11 protein-coding genes and 1 tRNA gene are annotated in these 16297 nt (G+C 69.2%); 6 read left to right on the plus strand and 6 right to left on the minus strand.

The features are described 5' to 3' along the window. The first annotated feature begins 11 nt into the window (after positions 1 to 11). The 4 genes from ASC83_RS18750 (at position 12) to ASC83_RS18765 (ending at position 7804) form a co-directional block, all read left to right on the plus strand. Positions 12 to 1199, plus strand: coding sequence for a VWA domain-containing protein (locus ASC83_RS18750; protein ID WP_056066121.1), 1188 nt, complete (start codon positions 12 to 14; stop codon positions 1197 to 1199). A 143-nt stretch (positions 1200 to 1342) separates the two neighbouring features. Continuing rightward, positions 1343 to 3280: an autotransporter assembly complex family protein gene (locus tag ASC83_RS18755; protein WP_235509414.1), complete on the plus strand. Its 1938-nt coding sequence runs from the start codon at positions 1343 to 1345 to the stop codon at positions 3278 to 3280. A 5-nt stretch (positions 3281 to 3285) separates the two neighbouring features. Then, entirely contained in the window at positions 3286 to 7674 is a 4389-nt protein-coding gene (locus tag ASC83_RS18760; RefSeq protein ID WP_056066127.1) for a translocation/assembly module TamB domain-containing protein, read from the plus strand. 55 nt (positions 7675 to 7729) lie between these two features. Next, positions 7730 to 7804, plus strand: a tRNA-Arg gene (locus ASC83_RS18765). A gap of 120 nt (positions 7805 to 7924) precedes the next feature. On the opposite strand, the gene ASC83_RS18770 is transcribed toward ASC83_RS18765, so the two are convergent. Both ASC83_RS18770 and ASC83_RS18775 read right to left on the minus strand, forming a co-directional pair. Beyond that, positions 7925 to 8320: a hypothetical protein gene (locus ASC83_RS18770; RefSeq protein ID WP_056066130.1), complete on the minus strand. Its 396-nt coding sequence runs from the start codon at positions 8318 to 8320 to the stop codon at positions 7925 to 7927. A 170-nt stretch (positions 8321 to 8490) separates the two neighbouring features. Continuing rightward, positions 8491 to 9393, minus strand: a complete 903-nt coding sequence (locus ASC83_RS18775; protein ID WP_056066133.1) for an EamA family transporter — start codon at positions 9391 to 9393, stop codon at positions 8491 to 8493. 100 nt (positions 9394 to 9493) lie between these two features. Here ASC83_RS18775 and ASC83_RS18780 point away from each other — a divergent pair, with 100 nt between their 5' ends. Continuing rightward, positions 9494 to 9985: an Lrp/AsnC family transcriptional regulator gene (locus tag ASC83_RS18780; RefSeq protein WP_056066136.1), complete on the plus strand. Its 492-nt coding sequence runs from the start codon at positions 9494 to 9496 to the stop codon at positions 9983 to 9985. Positions 9986 to 10025: 40 nt separating this feature from the next. Here the strand turns inward: ASC83_RS18780 and ASC83_RS18785 are convergent, their stop codons facing one another. From ASC83_RS18785 to ASC83_RS18795, 3 genes are all read right to left on the minus strand, one after another. Next, positions 10026 to 11018, minus strand: a complete 993-nt coding sequence (locus ASC83_RS18785) for a 2-dehydropantoate 2-reductase (protein ID WP_056066142.1) — start codon at positions 11016 to 11018, stop codon at positions 10026 to 10028. Positions 11019 to 11246: 228 nt separating this feature from the next. Beyond that, positions 11247 to 12611 carry an ATP-binding protein gene (locus ASC83_RS18790; RefSeq protein ID WP_056066145.1) on the minus strand — a complete coding sequence of 455 codons (1365 nt, stop codon included), beginning with the start codon at positions 12609 to 12611 and terminating at the stop codon, positions 11247 to 11249. A gap of 124 nt (positions 12612 to 12735) precedes the next feature. Further along, positions 12736 to 13395 (minus strand): response regulator transcription factor, encoded by a 660-nt coding sequence (locus ASC83_RS18795; protein ID WP_056066148.1) that lies wholly within the window; start codon positions 13393 to 13395, stop codon positions 12736 to 12738. A 211-nt stretch (positions 13396 to 13606) separates the two neighbouring features. Here ASC83_RS18795 and ASC83_RS18800 point away from each other — a divergent pair, with 211 nt between their 5' ends. Next, entirely contained in the window at positions 13607 to 14638 is a 1032-nt protein-coding gene (locus ASC83_RS18800; RefSeq protein WP_056066151.1) for an ABC transporter substrate-binding protein, read from the plus strand. Positions 14639 to 14689: 51 nt separating this feature from the next. Here ASC83_RS18800 and ASC83_RS18805 read toward each other — a convergent pair whose 3' ends face one another. Further along, positions 14690 to 16213, minus strand: a complete 1524-nt coding sequence (locus ASC83_RS18805) for a DegQ family serine endoprotease (RefSeq protein ID WP_056066155.1) — start codon at positions 16211 to 16213, stop codon at positions 14690 to 14692. Positions 16214 to 16297: the final 84 nt, after the last annotated feature.

The raw sequence follows: 16297 nt of genomic DNA on the forward strand, positions 1-16297 counted from the left end.
AGGCCCAAATCATGCTCATCGACTTCTTCTACACCCTGCGCTCGGCCAAGTTGCCCGTGTCGGTCAAGGAATACCTCACCCTGCTCGAAGCCCTGCAGGCCGGTGTGGTGGGCCCCAAGTCGGATGACGCGTGGAGCCTGGACGACTTCTACAACCTCTCGCGCCTCACGCTGGTCAAGGACGAGAAGCACTACGACAAGTTCGACCGGGCCTTCGGCGCCTACTTCAAGGGCGTGGAGATGGTGGCCGACTTCACCAAGGAGATCCCGGCCGACTGGCTGCGCAAGATCCTGGAGAACGAACTCACGCCCGAGCAGAAGGCCGCCATCGAGAAGATGGGCTGGGACGAGCTGATGGAGACGCTGAAGAAGCGCCTCGAAGAGCAGAAGGAACGCCACGAAGGCGGCAGCAAGTGGATCGGCACGGGCGGCACCAGCCCGTTTGGCCACGGCGGGTACAACCCCCAGGGCGTGCGCATTGGCGGCGCGGGCAAGAACAAGAGCGCGGTGAAGGTGTGGGAGCAGCGCGCCTACAAGGACTACGACGACCAGCAGGAGCTGGGCACACGCAACATCAAGGTGGCATTGCGCCGCCTGCGCAAGTTTGCGCGCGAAGGGCATGAGCTGGAGCTGGACCTGCCCGACACCATCCGCAGCACGGCGGCCAACGCGGGTTACCTGGACATCAAGATGGTGCCCGAGCGGCACAACAACGTGAAGGTGCTGCTGCTGATGGACGTGGGTGGCACGATGGACGAGCACATCCAGCGCGTGGAAGAGCTGTTCAGTGCGGTCAAAAGCGAGTTCAAGCACCTGGAGTTCTACTACTTCCACAACTGCGTGTACGACTTCATGTGGAAGAACAACCGCCGCCGCTTTGCCGAGAAGTTCCCGACCTGGGACATCATCCGCAAGTACAACAAGGACTACAAGCTGATCTTTGTGGGCGACGCGACGATGAGCCCGTACGAGATCCTGCAGCCCGGCGGCAGTGTGGAATACAACAACGAGGAGCCGGGTGCCGAGTGGATCCAGCGGCTCACCCACGCCTTTCCCAAGTTTGCGTGGATCAACCCCGAGCCCCAGGGCGTGTGGCAGTACCGCCAGAGCATCAGCATCATCCAGCAGCTGGTGGGCAACCGCATGTACCCACTGTCGCTCAAGGGGCTGGAAGAAACCATGCGGCTGCTGTCCAAATAGGCGCGGTACCGGGGTCAGATGCCTTGTGAGCATCTGTCCGACAGGGAGCGCTGCAGTTTCAGGGCATAGTCGGGGATGAATGGGACAGGCTGGCAGGCTTGTCCGCCCCCCCATACGACCTCCCTGACATATCCTTCCGCGCCGTGCCTCTCCGCGTTTTGCGCTCCGCCACCGCTACCACCCCAACGCCGGCCCTGTGGTCGGCGTTGCTGCTTTCCGGCGCACTGTGCCTGAGCGGCTGCAGCCTGCTGCCACGGGCCGACGAGCCCACGACCGGTGACTCGCGCAGCGACATGGCCAGCACCGCCGCCAGCGATGGCGCGGCGTCGTTTGACGTGGTGGTGCGCGCCCCCGACGCGGTGCGCGAGACGCTGGAGCGCCACCTGGAGCTGCAGCGCTTTCGCCAGCTGCCCGACCTGCAGGCCAACGAGCTGCAGCGCCTGCTGGGCGCCACTGATGCCAATGTGCGGGAACTGCTGGGCACCCTGGGCTACTTCGCGCCCACCATCACCGTGGAGCTGACGGAGGCGCAGGAAACCGCCGGTACCCGCAAGGGCGCGCCCCGCACCGTCACCGTCACCGTGGAGCCCGGCCCCCAAACCCGCATTGCCCGTGCCGACATCACCGTGGCGGGCACCGACGATGCCGACAAAGACAACCTGGCGCGGCGGCAGCAGCGCCTGCAGCGCAACTGGTCCCTCGCCCCCGGGCAGCCCTTCACCCAGTCGGCCTGGGACAACGCCAAGGCCGACGGGCTGCGCCAGCTGCAGGCCCGGCGCTACCCCACGGCCCGCATCGCCAACAGCCGGGCCGAGATCGATGCCGACCGGCACGAAGCCCAGCTGGGAGTGAGCTACGACCCCGGCCCCGCCTACCGCTTCGGCCCCTTGCGCGTGCAGGGCAGCCAGCGCTACGACAGCGACGGTGCGCGGCGCCTGGCGCGCCTGCCGACCGGTGCGGTGTATGACGAAGCCGACATGCTGGACGCCCAGCTGCGCCTGGCCAGCAGCGGCTACTACGATGCCGTGTTCCTCACGCTCGATACCGAAGGCACCGACCCGCAGGCCGCCCCCGTGGTGGCCCAGGTGCGCGAGGCCCCGATGCAAAAGCTGGTGTTCGGCCCCGGCTTCTCGACCGACAGCGGCGCACGCCTGTCACTGGAGCACATCCACAACCAGATGCCTGTGCTCGGCTGGCGCGCGGTGACCAAACTCGCACTCGACCGCGAAACCAAGCTCGCCAACACCGAATGGACGGACCTGCCCAACGAAAACGGCTGGCGCTGGTTTGCAGGCGGCCAGGTGCTGCGCGAGGCCACGGGCGACTACGACGTCAACAGCGGCCGTCTGCGCGCAGGCCGCAGCAAGAGCACCAAATCCATCGACCGCAATTATTTTTTGCAGTACGACTACGCCAACAGCCAGGGCCTGACCGACAACGCGCGGTCGCCCTCCGACACCAGCACGGCCCTGAGCATCAACTACGGGTGGACGGGCCGCTACTTCAACAGCCTCACCGCCCCCACCCGGGGCCATGGCCTGGCGGTGGAGCTGGGCCTGGGCACCACCCTGCGGCCAGAGCGCGACCCGTTTGTGCGCACCCTGGTGCGGTGGCAGTCCTTCCTCCCCGCAGGCCGCGTGCAGGACGATGCAGGCATCGGCCGCAATGCCCGCGTAGCACTGCGGGCCGAGGCAGGCGCCGTGCTGGCGCGCGAGGGGGCGCAGATCCCCGTCACGCAGCTGTTTGTGACGGGCGGCGACACCACCGTGCGCGGCTATGGCTACCGCAGCATCGGCGCGCGCACCGACAACGGGCAACTCTATGGGGGCCGCTACCTGGCCGTGGGCAGCGTGGAGTGGCAGCGCCCCATCGTCTACAAGGGTGCCATGACCGACTGGGAAAGCACGCTGTTTGTGGATGCAGGCGCCGTGGCCGACAAGGTGGGTGACCTGAGCCCGCGCGTGGGAGTGGGTGCCGGTGTGCGCTGGCGCAGCCCCGTGGGCCCGCTGCAGGCCGACCTGGCCTACGGCGTCAAGACCAAGGAAGTGCGGCTGCACTTGCGCCTGGGGTTCAGCTTCTGATGGCAATGAACGCCCCGCACCTTCCCACACCCCGCGCCCGCGCATCGGACTTCAGCGCCGGGTCCTCGTCGGCCCCACGCCCTCCTGCGCCCCGTGCGCCGCGCGTGCTGCGGACTCTGGGCTGGCTGCTGGTCGCCCTGGTGGCCCTGCTGCTGGCGGCCAGCGCGCTGCTGTGGTGGTGGGCGGGCAGCGGCACATCACTGGCCACCACGCTGGCCCGCGCGGCGCAATACCTGCCCGCCAACCAGCAACTGGAAAGCCGCGAGGTCAGTGGCTCGCTGCGCAGCGGCGGGCGCATTGGCTGGCTGCGCTGGAGCAGCCCCACCCTGGTGGTGGAAGTGACTGACATCCGCCTGGGCTGGCAGCTGGCCACCTTGCTGCAGCGCCGCCTGGAGCTGGGCGAGGTGCATGCCGCCCGCGTATTGATCACGCCCCAGCCACGCCCCGCCGACACGCCCGAGCCACCGCCCACGCCCCTCACCGACCTGGTGCTGCCGCTGCAGCTGGGCGCGCCGTTCCGGGTAGACCAGCTGCTGTGGGCCGGCCCCCCCGCCGTGGAGGCCCAGGGCCTGGTGGGCGACTACCGGTTTGACGGCCGCCAGCACCGCCTGAACATCGGCGCGGTAGAACTGGCCCAGGGCCAGTACAGCGTACGCGCCACGCTGGACGCACAAGCCCCCATGGCGCTGGATGCCACCGTGGACGGCACCGTGCAAACCGCCGTGCCCGGGGGCGGTGCCGCGCTGCAGGTGGGCGCCCACGCCACGCTACAGGGTACGCTGGCCACCGCCGCCGCCCAGTTGCAACTGCAGGCACGCCTGAAGCCCACACCGACCAGCGAAGCCGCCACACCGCCCGTGGCCGCGCCTGCCAGCAAACCGGGCGCATCGAAATCCCTGCCCCCACGCGCGACCCCTGCGCCTGCGGCCGACCCCATGCAGGCTGACCTGACCGCCACACTGGCACCGTGGGCACAGCAGCCCCTGCAGTCTGCCAACGCCACGCTGCGTGCCGTCAATCTGGCAGCCCTGTGGCCGCAGGCACCGGTCACGCAACTGCACGGCACGCTGCAAGCCGGGCCGACATCCGGTGGCACAGGCACGGCAGGCTGGAGTCTGCAAGCCGCGCTGCGCAACGACCTGCCCGGCCCCTGGGACACCACCCGCCTGCCACTGACCGCGCTGGACGCCAGCGCAAGCTACGACGGCACCCGCTGGACCGTGCCCAGCGCCACCCTGCAGGCGGGTGCGGGCAGCATCACCGCACAGGGCCACTACACCCCCGCCGCCCATGCCCTGGAGGGCCAGGCCACCCTGCGCGCGCTGCGTCCCGACGCGCTGCACACGCTGCTGGCCGCCGCCCCGCTCTCTGGCCGCGTCACCGCACAAACCCAGGGCGACGCCGTGCGCTTCAGTGCTGACGTGCGGGCAGACACCGGCACGGCGGCGCGTGCAGCAACCGTAAAGACCCCGGGTGCAGCGGGCCCACCGCTGCGCATCAATACCTTCAGCACACAAGGCACGTGGCAGGCCGCCGACGGCGGCACGGTGCGGCTGGACCGCTTATTGCTGGACGCACTGCAGGCCCGTGTGGAAGCCACCGGGCTGCAGGTCGCACTGGGCACGCAATCTGCGCAAGGCAAGGTCACCCTGGCAGTGCCCGGCGCCACCGCACAGGCACAAGGCACACTGGCCCCGCGCAGCGGCGCTGGCGACCTGCAGCTGCAGTGGGCCGATGCAGCACTCACGCAGCGTTGGCTGGCCGGCCTGCCCGTGGTGGGCACCACCGTACAGCGCACCCTGCAAGGGGCCAGCGTCCAGGGCGCCGCACAGATCGCCGCGCGCTGGAAGGGTGGATGGCAGACGCTGACTGAGCAACTTCAGACTGCCACAGCCGACAGCGCACCCGCCCGCAACCCCGACCGCTTTGATCTGCAGGCTACGCTGAACACCCCCCAGCTGGACCTGACGCTCCCGGCCACCACCAACGCCAGCGGCGGCACATCCGCCGGGCAAGCCCTGCAACTGCGCGCCTTCAAAGCCGAACTGGGGGGCAACCTGGCGCAGGCCTCTCTGGCGTTGACCGGCGAGGTCCGCACGCCAGCGCCCCAGGCCCTGCAGACCACGGTGCAGACCCGCCTTGCCAGCACCCTGGTGGGTGCCGGGCAATGGCAGTTGCAGGTCAGCGAACTGCGCCTGCAAGCCCAGGTCGCCCAGCGCCCCGGGCCGTGGACGCTGCAACTGGCTGAGCCCCTGGGCCTGACCGTGCGCACCGGCGCCCCTACACCTGGAGCCCCCAGGTCACCGGCCAGCGGGCGGGCGTCACCATCGCCCACCACCAGCTCCCTCAGCCTGCAGGCATCGGCCGGTCAGGCCCGCATCACCGGTCCCTTGCCGGGCACCGTCACCCTGCGCTGGTCGCCGGTGCAATGGTCAGCAGCGACGGCACCCGGCGCCCTCTCGCGCTTGCAGACGCAGGGCACGCTACAGGGCCTGCCCATGGCCTGGGTGGATGCGCTGGGCCTGGGCGAGACGCCCGCCGCCGCGGGCCGGCCCGCGCAGCCGTTGCTTGCGCGCATGGGGCTGGCCAGCAGCATCGTGCTCGACGGGCAATGGAGTGTGGACACCACGGGCGACGCCCTGCGCGCCAGCGCCAGCCTGCGCCGTGCCAGTGGCGACCTGCGCATCCTGGCGGGCGATGCCACGGCCGTCACAGCGGTGCAAAGCAGCGGCCAGGGCACCGGCGCCGGAGCCACCACCGTGCTGGCGACTGCGGCCACGCCGCCTGCAGGTGCATCCAGCGCATCGAGCGCCCCAGGCACTCCCGCCGGCGTGCGCCAGGCAGAAATCACGGTCACCGCCGAAGGCGGCACGCTGCGCGCGCGCCTGCTCTGGGCCAGCGACCGCGCGGGTGAGATCGATGCCACCGCCAGCACGCGCCTCGCCGCCGCCAACGCCGATGCCCCCTTCACCTGGCCTGCCGACGCGCCACTGGCCGGCACCTTGCGCGCCCGCCTGCCCGACGTGGGCGTGTGGTCTGCGCTGGCGCCACCCGGCTGGCGCGTGCGCGGCACGCTGGACGCCAGTGCGACCTTGTCGGGCACGCGCGATGCGCCGCGCTGGGCGGGCACCCTGGGCGCCGATGACATGGCAGTGAGATCGGTGGTGGACGGCGTGGACCTGCAAGGCGGCCGACTTCGCGCCACGCTGCAGGGCAACCAGCTCCATATCACCGAGTTCCGCCTGCAAGGCGGGCGGGGCAACAGCGCGCGCATCGCAGGCTTCAGCGGCAACCGCACAGCCGCCGCGCAAGACGGCGGCACGCTGACCGCCACCGGCCGCGTGGCCTGGGGCGACAGCGCCACTGCAGGCACGGGCATGTCAGGCATCACCATGTCTCTGCAGGCCGAGGCCAAGGCCCTGCAGGTGCTGGTGCGTGCCGACCGGCAGGTCAGCGTGTCGGGCCAGTTGCAGGCCCAGTTGCAGCAGGGCCAGATCAGCCTGCGCGGCAAGCTCACCACCGACCGCGCCACCATCATCCTGCCGGATGAATCCGCGCCGCGCCTGGGATCAGACGTGGTCGTGCGCTCCGCCGCCAAGGACCGCGAAGACCAGGCCAAGGCCCAGGCCGCCGCCAAGGCCAACCAGGTGGCCGCGCAGGCAGAGACCGCCAAGCCGCCCGACATCGCCGTCACCCTCAACCTGGGGCGCGACTTTGCGCTGCAGGGCCAGGGCATCACCACCCGGCTGACCGGCGAGGTGGACATCCGCAGCAGCGCCGTGCCCGGCGCCCCGCCGCGTGTGACCGGCGAGGTGCGCACCGACCAGGGCCGCTACCGCGCCTGGGGCCAGATGCTGGATGTGGAGACAGGCCTCATCCGCTTCAACGGCCCGTACAACAACCCCTCGCTCGACATCCTGGCGCTGCGCCCCAACATCAGCGTGCGCGCGGGCGTGCAGGTCACCGGCAGCGCGCAGGCGCCACGCGTCACGCTGTATTCCGACCCTGAACTGCCCGATGCCGAAAAGCTGTCGTGGGTGGTGCTGGGCCGCAATGCCTCGGCCGGAGGCGCCGAAGCGGCCGTGCTGCAACAGGCCGCCTTGGCGCTGCTGGGCCGCAACGGCGGCCAAAGCCCCACGGCCAACGCCGCCAGCCGCCTGGGCCTGGACGAAATCGGCTTTCGCGGCGCCACCACGGGTGAGGACGCCAGCGCCGCCGCCCTCACCTTCGGCAAGCGCCTGTCCAAAGACCTGTACGTGACATATGAACGCAGCCTGTCGGGCACGCTGGGCACGCTCTACATCTTTTACGACCTCTCCCGCCGCCTCACCCTGCGCGGGCAAACCGGCGAGAAGAGTGCGGTGGACATCATCTACACCGTGAAATACGACTGAGGTCCAGACGGCCAGAGAGGCAGCCGCGCGCCACTACAATGCGCGGCTGCCTTGCCTCCTCGTAGTTCAATGGATAGAACGAGTGCCTCCTAAGCGCTAGATACAGGTTCGATTCCTGTCGAGGGGACCAAATTCACAGCCAAAATGGCGGCAAGCGCTGGTGCAATATGCGCTGATAGCTATCAAATTTGTAGCAGACTCACACGCTACGTACGCTGCACCAGCCAGCCTGTAGTGAGCCCCGCACACCCTACTTCGGGTCTGTCTTGCCTTCCGGCCCTCGCAGGGGTGGCGCAAGGTGTTCTGCGGCCACAGCATCGGCCGAAGGATCATCCGGGCTGACCAGGGTGCCCGCTGCGGCACCACCCAGCGCACCGGCGATGCCGCCCAAGGTGCCCCCCACCACCACCCCCACCGGGCCCGCGACGGCCACGCCCACGGCGGCGCCGGCTGCTGCGCCAGCCATCATGCCGCCGCCCATCAAGGCGGAGTGGGCTTCGCGCTCTGCGTCTTCAGGCTCCAGCGCGGTCTGTGCGCCGGTTCGGGGGTCTTGCGACGGGATGCCGTAGCCGGGGCGCGCTTGCTCGGCCAGGTCTTCGTCCACCGGTGTGGCGGTCGCAGCGGAATGGATGGTGGATGGAATCATGATCGGCTCCTTGGACAGGGGGCGACGGCGCCAACGGGGTGCCGTCACTGTCCCTTTTTTAACCCTGCAGCTAGACCGCCCTTGCCAGCCTGCAGACCACACCACTGTCAGGCAATGCGCCGTGCCATGGCACCGCCCGCTTGGCCGCAGCGCGCCGCCGGCGAGCGCCCTCAGGCCGCCTGCGGTGCCGCGCGGTCTGCTGCAGCGGGCCGCGCAGCCGTCATCGCACTGCCCATCGACGCGGCCATGATGCAGCCAATGGCCAGCCACTGCACCACGCTCAGGTGCTCGCCCAGCAGCGCCATGGCCACCAGTGCAGCCACCGCAGGCTCCATGCTGATCATGATGCCGAAGGCCTCCTTGGGCAGGCGCTTCAGGGCCATCATCTCCAGCGAGATCGGGATGGCGCTGGACACCGCAGCCACCGCCACGCCAATGAGCAGCACCGTGGGCGACAGCAGCGCAGCACCCGCATGCACCACGCCCACCGGCACTACCACCAGCGCGGCCACCAGCAGGCCCAGCGATACCGAATGCCCCGCGTGCAGGTGCCCGGCGCGCTTGCCGAACACGATGTACAGCCCCCAGAACACGGCCGCGCCCAGGGCGTAGAAGACGCCCACCGGGTCCAGCGTGCTGCCGTTGAGCCCCAGCGGCAGCAGCATGCCCAGGCCCGCGATGGCCAGCGCCACCCACACAAAATCCACCGCGCGGCGCGATGACCAGATCGCCACGGCCAGCGGCCCGGCGAACTCGATGGCCACCGCCAGGCCAAACGGCAGGGTGCGCAGCGACATGTAGAACATGAGGTTCATGCCGCCCAGCGCCGCGCCGTACAGCATGACGGCCCGCGCGTCAGCGCGCGACAGGTGCCAGCGCCAGGGCCGCCACAGCAGCAGCACCAGCAGCGCCGAAAAACCCACGCGCACGGCGGTGGTGCCCTGCGCCCCGACCACCGGAAACAGCCAGTGCTTGGCCCACGAGGTGCCAATGCCCAACGCGGTGACGGAACCCAGCACGGCCAGGAAGGGGAAGAACCGGTGCAGAAGAGAACGGAGGGGGGAAGCGCTCATGGGCTGAAAATATAGTGCGACCCCAGCGTGCTTTTGGCTCGAATTTCGGGGCTCGCGCGCAACTTTCGCTCACCCTGAGACCCCGTTCCAAGGAACCCCCATGTCCACCCCAGCAGCACTTGACCGCTTCGACCTCGCGATCCTCGACATCCTGCAGGCCGACAACACCACGCCCCAGCGCGCGATTGCGCAGGCGGTGAACCTGTCGGCGCCTGCGGTACAGCGGCGCATTCAGCGGCTCAAGGACAGCGGCGTGATCCGCGCCAACGTGGCCGTGCTGGACCCGGTGAAGGTGGGCAAGCCGCTGACCATCGTGCTGGAGGTGCACCTGGACAACGAGCGCCCCGACCGCACCGCCCCGCTGCGCGCGCGCATTGCGGCGGAAGACGCGGTGCAGCAGTGCTACAGCGTGACGGGCGAGGCAGACTACCTGCTGGTGGTGAACGTGGCGTCGATGGCAGACTACGAGGCGCTGACGCGGCGGCTGTTTGAGGGGGACGACAACATCAAGCGCTTTCGGACCTCGGTGGCGCTGGCCAGCCTCAAGACCGGGCTGCGCGTGCCACTGGACAGCGCAGCACCCGCTGCCTGATCACCGGTCACAACCCCAGTCCCGAATCCCAAATCCCAACTCACAGACCCAGCATCTGGCGCATCTGCCTGCCCGTGAGGCGCTGGCGCGGGCCACCCAGCAGCTCGCACATGCGCGCATTGAGCGGTGCCGCCATGCCCTGTTGCGCCGCCAGCCGCACCACGGCGCCGCACAGCGCGTCGATCTCCGTCACGCGCCCGGCCTCCAGGTCGTCCCACATCGACGAGCGGGCCGTGGCGTCGATCTGCAGCATGCGCTTTGCCAGTCGTGTGAACAGCCAGTTGGGCAGGCGCAGCACATGGGGCAGCAGCGTGGGCGACACGGCGGTGACCTGGGCGGGCGTGATGCCCGCGCGCACCATCACGCGCAGCGCCTCGGTCTGCAGCGCGGCAAAGACGCGGCGGCAGTCGCGGTCCAGCAGCTCTTGCCGCAGGGGCAGGTTGGACAGCGCGTTGACCGGGTTGTTGAGGTTGAGCAGCAGCTTGCCCCACTGCACGGCACGGATGTCTGGCGGCAGCGTGGTGGCCAGGCCGGCGGCGTTGAACAGGGGCGCGATGCGCTCGGTGACCGCGTCGCGCTGCAGCTGCAGGTGGCCTGCGGTGGCGCGGTGCACCTGCGCGCCACGCAGCACCACGTTGTAGGGCACCATGCCCGCCAGCACGTTCAGGCCGGGCGCCAATGCGGCGATGCGGGCCACGTTGTCCACGCCGTTTTGCAGCGAGATCACCGGTGTGCCGGGCGCACAGGTCGCCGCCAGCTCGCGCGCGGCAGACTCGGTGGCGCCGCTTTTGACGCACAGCAGGATGATGCTGTCGGCACCGGGCGCGGCGTCGGCCAGCGTGGCAGCCAGTTGCAGTGTGGACGTGGGCACGGTGCGGTCAAAGCCGTCCAGGTCAGTGACCTGAAGACCGCGGAGCGCGATGGGCTCCAGCGCATGCGGCCGCCCCACCAGGCACACCGGCTGGCCGCGCGCGGCCAGGCGCCCACCCACATAACAACCAATGGCGCCTGCGCCCAAAACGATGAAGTTCATGCCGATGCGTGTGTACGGTGGTGGAAGTGGACGCAGGCGGACCAGGAACCGGCACAGCCTGCGCGCTACCCCCGCATTGTGCGGGGCAGGCCCCTGGCGGCGTGGCGCGCACGTGACGAGGCGCTTTGAAGCACTCAGCGGGTGCTTTTGAGTGCTTTTGAGCCGATAGCGCTAGTGCAATATGCCTGGACAGCTATGCAATTAATAGCAAACAGGGCATCACGCAGCTCAGGGCTTGGCAGCCGCAAACCGCACGGTCACCCGCAGACCGCCCAGGCGCGCCGAGCTGTCCAGCGCCACGGTGGCGCCATGGCTTTGGGCGATGGCCTGCACGATGGCCAGACCCAGACCGCTGCCGGGCGCACCGTCGGCGGTGACGCGCACAAACCGCTGCATGGCCCGCTCGCGGTGCTCGGGGGCGATGCCGGGGCCACTGTCTTCCACGGTGAGCACGGCGTGGTCGCCCTCGCGGCGCACCTGCAGGTCCACCTGGCCGCCGGGCGGGCTGTATTTGATGGCGTTGTCCAGCAGATTGCGGGCCAGCATGCGCAGGGCCTCGGCATTGCCTGTGACGGTGGCGGCGTCCGATTCAAGCAGGCCCACATCCATGCTGCGCGCCTGGGCAGCGGGAGCCACGTCGGCCAGTGCCAGTTGCGCCGTGGCACGCAGGTCCACCGGATCGTTGACGGCCGTGCTGGCCTCCTGCCGGGCCAGGGTCAGCAGCTGCTCGACCAGCCGCGTGGCGCGCTCGATGCCGGCCGACAGGCGTTCGATGGCGGACGCCCGCGCGGCGTCGTCGCCCGCACGCTGCAGGCCCTGCAGTTGCAGGCGCAGTGCGGCCAGGGGGGAGCGCAGCTCGTGCGCGGCGTCGGCCACAAAGTGCTGCTGCGCCTCGAACGCGTGCTGCACGCGCTCGAACAGCAGGTTGAGTTCGCTCACCAGCGGCTGCACCTCATCGGGCAGTTGTGCATCGCTCACGGGCGACAGGTCGTCGGCCTGGCGCTGTGCCAGCTGGCGGCGCACGCGCTCCACCGGGGCCAGCGACCGGCTCACGCCCCACCACACGGCCAGCACCAAGAGCGGCGCCATGATGGCCAGCGGCGCCAGCGTGCGCAGCGCCAGGCTGCGGGCCATGTCGCGCCGCGCAGCCATGTTCTGCGCCACCTGAATCACCTGCGAGCGCGTCTGCATCGAGAACACCCGGTAGGTGCCCCCGCGCGCCTGCACGTTGGTGAAGCCCAGCACGGCAATCTGTGGCAGGGCGGCGCCCACGGCCGATTCAAAAATGCGCAGGCCTTCGTTGGTCCACACCTGCACGATGAACTCGTGGTTCTCGTCCTCGGGGTCCAGGCCCGGGCCCAGGCCTTGGGCATCCACCGGCAGACCCGAGCGCAAAGCCAGCGCCGTCTGCTGCATGTGGTAGTCGAACAGCGCATCGGCCTCGTCCAGCGCGCCCCGGTAGGCCAGTGCGCCCTGCACTGCGCCTGCCAGCACGATGGCAGCCAGCAGAAACATCAGCAGACGCATGCGCAGCGAGCGCGGGAGCATGGACTGCAGCGCGCTGCGCCAGGAGGTGGTTGGCACGTTCTTCATCTCTATCCATCCATCCCCGCCGCATGCTCAGGGCGGGAGATTGCGCGGGGGCAGCCAGCAAGGGCCGCCCCGCAGCAAAGGCTGTCGTCCCCTTGGGGGGAAGCGGCGAAGCCGCTCAGGGGGGTCATGCCTTCGGCACGAGGTAGCCCACCCCGCGCACGTTCAGCACCAGCTCGGGCCCCAGCTTCTTGCGCAGGCCGTGGATGTAGACCTCCACCGCGTTGCTGCTCACCTCGTCGCCCCAGCCGTAGAGTTTGTCCTCCAGCTGCTGGCGCGACAGCACCATGCCGGGGCGGGCAATGAGCGGCTCCAGCACCGCCCATTCGCGCCCCGACAGCACCACGGGCGTGCCGCGCACCGTCACCTCGCGCGTGGCGGGGTTGATGCTCACGCCCTGGTGCTCGTACACCGGCTCGGCCCGCCCTGCCGCGCGGCGCAGCAGGGCACGGATGCGGGCCAGCAGCTCGTCCAGGTCATAGGGCTTGAGCACATAGTCGTCGGCCCCGGCATCCAGCCCCTCGATACGCTGCGCCACGGCATCGCGGGCGGTGGCCACCAGCACGGGGGTGCGGTTCTTGCGGGCGCGCAGGTCGCGCAGCACGGTCAGGCCGTCGCGTTGAGGCAAGCCCAGGTCCAGCAGCACCAGGTCGTACGCCTGGGTGCGCAGGGCCGTGTCGGCCGCGTCACCATCGCGCGCCCAGTCCACCGCGTACTGCTCGGCGCGCAGCAGGTCCAGCACGGCTTCGCCGATCATGGAATCGTCTTCAACAAGCAAGAGGCGCATAAAAAGGGGGCAGAACGGTCGGCCGGGGATCGGTGAGAAGGGCTACCCGCGAAGGATAGCGGCGGCACGGCCGATGACCCAGCCCCGGGCTGCGAGAACGACTTTGTTTTGTCACATCACTGTCACAATGAATGCGCCACGCGCACACTGCCCGCCCCAGGGGCCGGGCCACTACCACAAAACACAAGGAGCAAGACCGATGGCAATTCCGATGGCATTTCCCCCTCTCCACCACGTTGCGGCAGCCGTTGCGCTGGCGGCGCTGTCTTCCACGGGTGCCCAGGCACAGGGCGTGGTCAACGCGCTGTGCAGCACCGACGCGCCCTGGTGCGAAGCGGCTGCCAAGGAGTTCACCCGCAAAACCGGCATCAAGGTGAACCAGGCCCACAAGGGCACGGGCGAGATTGCCGCGCAGCTGCGCGCTGAGGCCAACAACCCCAAGACCGACATCTGGTGGGGCGGCACGGGTGACCCCTTCTTGCAGGCGGCCGAGCAGGGCCTGCTGGCCGAATACCGCCCCGCCTATCTGCACGACCTGCACAGCTGGAGCGTGCGGCAGTACGCCATGTCGGGCCACCAGGTGGGGGGCTTTTACAGCTCGGCCATCGGCTTTGGCTACAACACCGAAACGCTCAAGAAGAAAAAGCTGCCCGAGCCGCAGTGCTGGTCCGACGTGATCAAGCCTGCCTACAAGGGCGAGGTAGAAATCTCGCACCCCGCCTCCAGCGGCACGGCCTACACCGTGATCGCGGGGCTGGTGCAGCTGATGGGCGAAGACAAGGCGTTCGACTACCTCAAGGCCCTGCACAAGAACACCACCACCTACACCCGCAGCGGCCAGGCGCAGGCGCCCAACGTGGCCAAGGGCGAGGTGGGTGTGGGCATCACCTTCATGTTCAACTTTGAGAAATGGAAGGCCGACAAGTACCCGGTAAAAACCCAGGCGCCTTGCGAAGGCACCAGCTACGAGGTGGGCGGCATTGCGCTGGTCAAGGGCGCGCGCAACATGGAGAACGCCAAAAAGTACTACGACTGGCTGATGAGCCCCGAAGGCCAGGCCGTGGGCGCCCAGGTGGGCAGCTACCAGGTGCCCGCCAACAAGACCTTCAAGATAGACCCGCGCATCCCGACACTGGACAACGTGAAGCTCATCAAATACGACTTCGAGAAATACGGCAAGGCGGCCGAGCGCCGGCGCCTGATCGACCGCTGGACCAAGGAAGTGGAGGCGCTGCCGCACTGATGCGCAGCGCCTGCCGCAGGGTACCAACCGACGGCAGACGCAGGCCATGGATCAGCCCAGGCGCACGGGCACAAAGATCTTGTCGCCGTCGCGCTCAATGAGCAGCGCCACCGACTTGCCCGCCTTGGCCATGGCGGCACGCACCTGCGTGATGTCCTTGATGGGCGCGCCGTTGATGGCCAACAGCACGTCGCCCGGCTGCACACCGGCCGCAGCGGCGGGGCCGCGCGCCTGCTCGATGACCAGGCCCTCATTGAGGCCTGCCGCGCGCCGCTCCTGTGGGTCCAGCGGGCGCAGCGACAGGCCCAGTTGGCCCTTGCCCACGGCATCGTCGTTGCGCGCCTGCTTGATCGCCTTGTCGCTGGCGTCGCCCAGGGTGGCGGTCAGCTCCAGCGGCTTGCCCTGGCGCCACACCGACAGCTTGGCCTGCTGGCCCGGCTGCGCCTGGCCCACCCAGGCGGGCAGGTCGCCCGAGGCGACGATGGGCTGGCCGTCCACCTGGCGGATCACGTCGCCGGCCTGCAGGCCGGCCTTCTCTGCGGGGCTGCCCTTGCTGACGCTGGCCACCAGCGCGCCTTCGGGCTTGTCGAGGTTGAACGACTCGGCAAACGCCTGGTTCACCTCTTGCACGGCCACGCCCAGCTGTGCATGGCGTACCTTGCCGGTGGCAACAATCTGGTCTTTGATCTTGGCCGCCAGCTCGATCGGGATGGAGAACGACACCCCTTGGTAGCCCCCCGAGCGGCTGTAGATCTGCGAGTTGATGCCGACCACTTCACCACGTGCATTGAACAAAGGCCCGCCCGAATTGCCAGGGTTCACCGCCACATCGGTCTGGATGAAGGGCACCAGGCTGTCGTCGGGCAGCGAGCGGCCCTTGGCGCTGACCACACCCGCCGTCACGCTGTTTTCAAAGCCAAAGGGCGAGCCGATGGCCAGCACCCATTCACCCACCTGCAGGTCGCGTGTGCTGCCCAGGCGCACCGTGGGCAGGTTCTTGGCGTCGATCTTGAGCACGGCCACGTCGGTCTTGGGGTCAGAGCCCAGCACCTTGGCGCGGAACTCGCGGCGGTCGGTGAGCTTGACGATGACTTCGCTGGCACCCTTGACCACATGGGCATTGGTCAGCACCAGGCCATCGGGGCTGACGATGAAGCCCGAGCCCTGGCCGTGCGTGGGTACGTTGGGCTGGGCCTGCGGCCCCATGCCGCCCGGAAAGCCGAACTGTCGGAAGAACTGGTAGAACGGATCGTTCGGGTCCATCTGCGGCGCCCGGCCCTGGCGCGCGGCGGGCTGGCCTTCGTCTTCGCCGTCGTCATCGGCCATGGCGGCCTTGGTGCTGCCCGTCACGCTGATGTTGACCACTGCAGGGCCGTTTTGCGCGGTGATCTGCGCGAAGCTGGGCAAGGCCCCGCCGGGGGCTGCGGGCGTCTGGGCCACCATGGCGGGGGGCGGTGTCAAGGCACGGGCCTGGTGCCCGGTGATGAGGCCTGCGCCCGTGGCACCCACCGCACCGGCGGCCACCAGGGCCAGGATGAGGCGGCGGGGGGTGGAGGTCAGCGTTGTCGTATTCATGGTGTGGTGCCTTTCCAATCGGAGTTGCGTTGGAGGGCAGTGTGGGCACCAACACTTAGACGAAACTTAGAGCGGCTAACAAAA

Source organism: Acidovorax sp. Root402 (assembly GCF_001425125.1).
GTDB lineage: Bacteria > Pseudomonadota > Gammaproteobacteria > Burkholderiales > Burkholderiaceae_C > Acidovorax > Acidovorax delafieldii.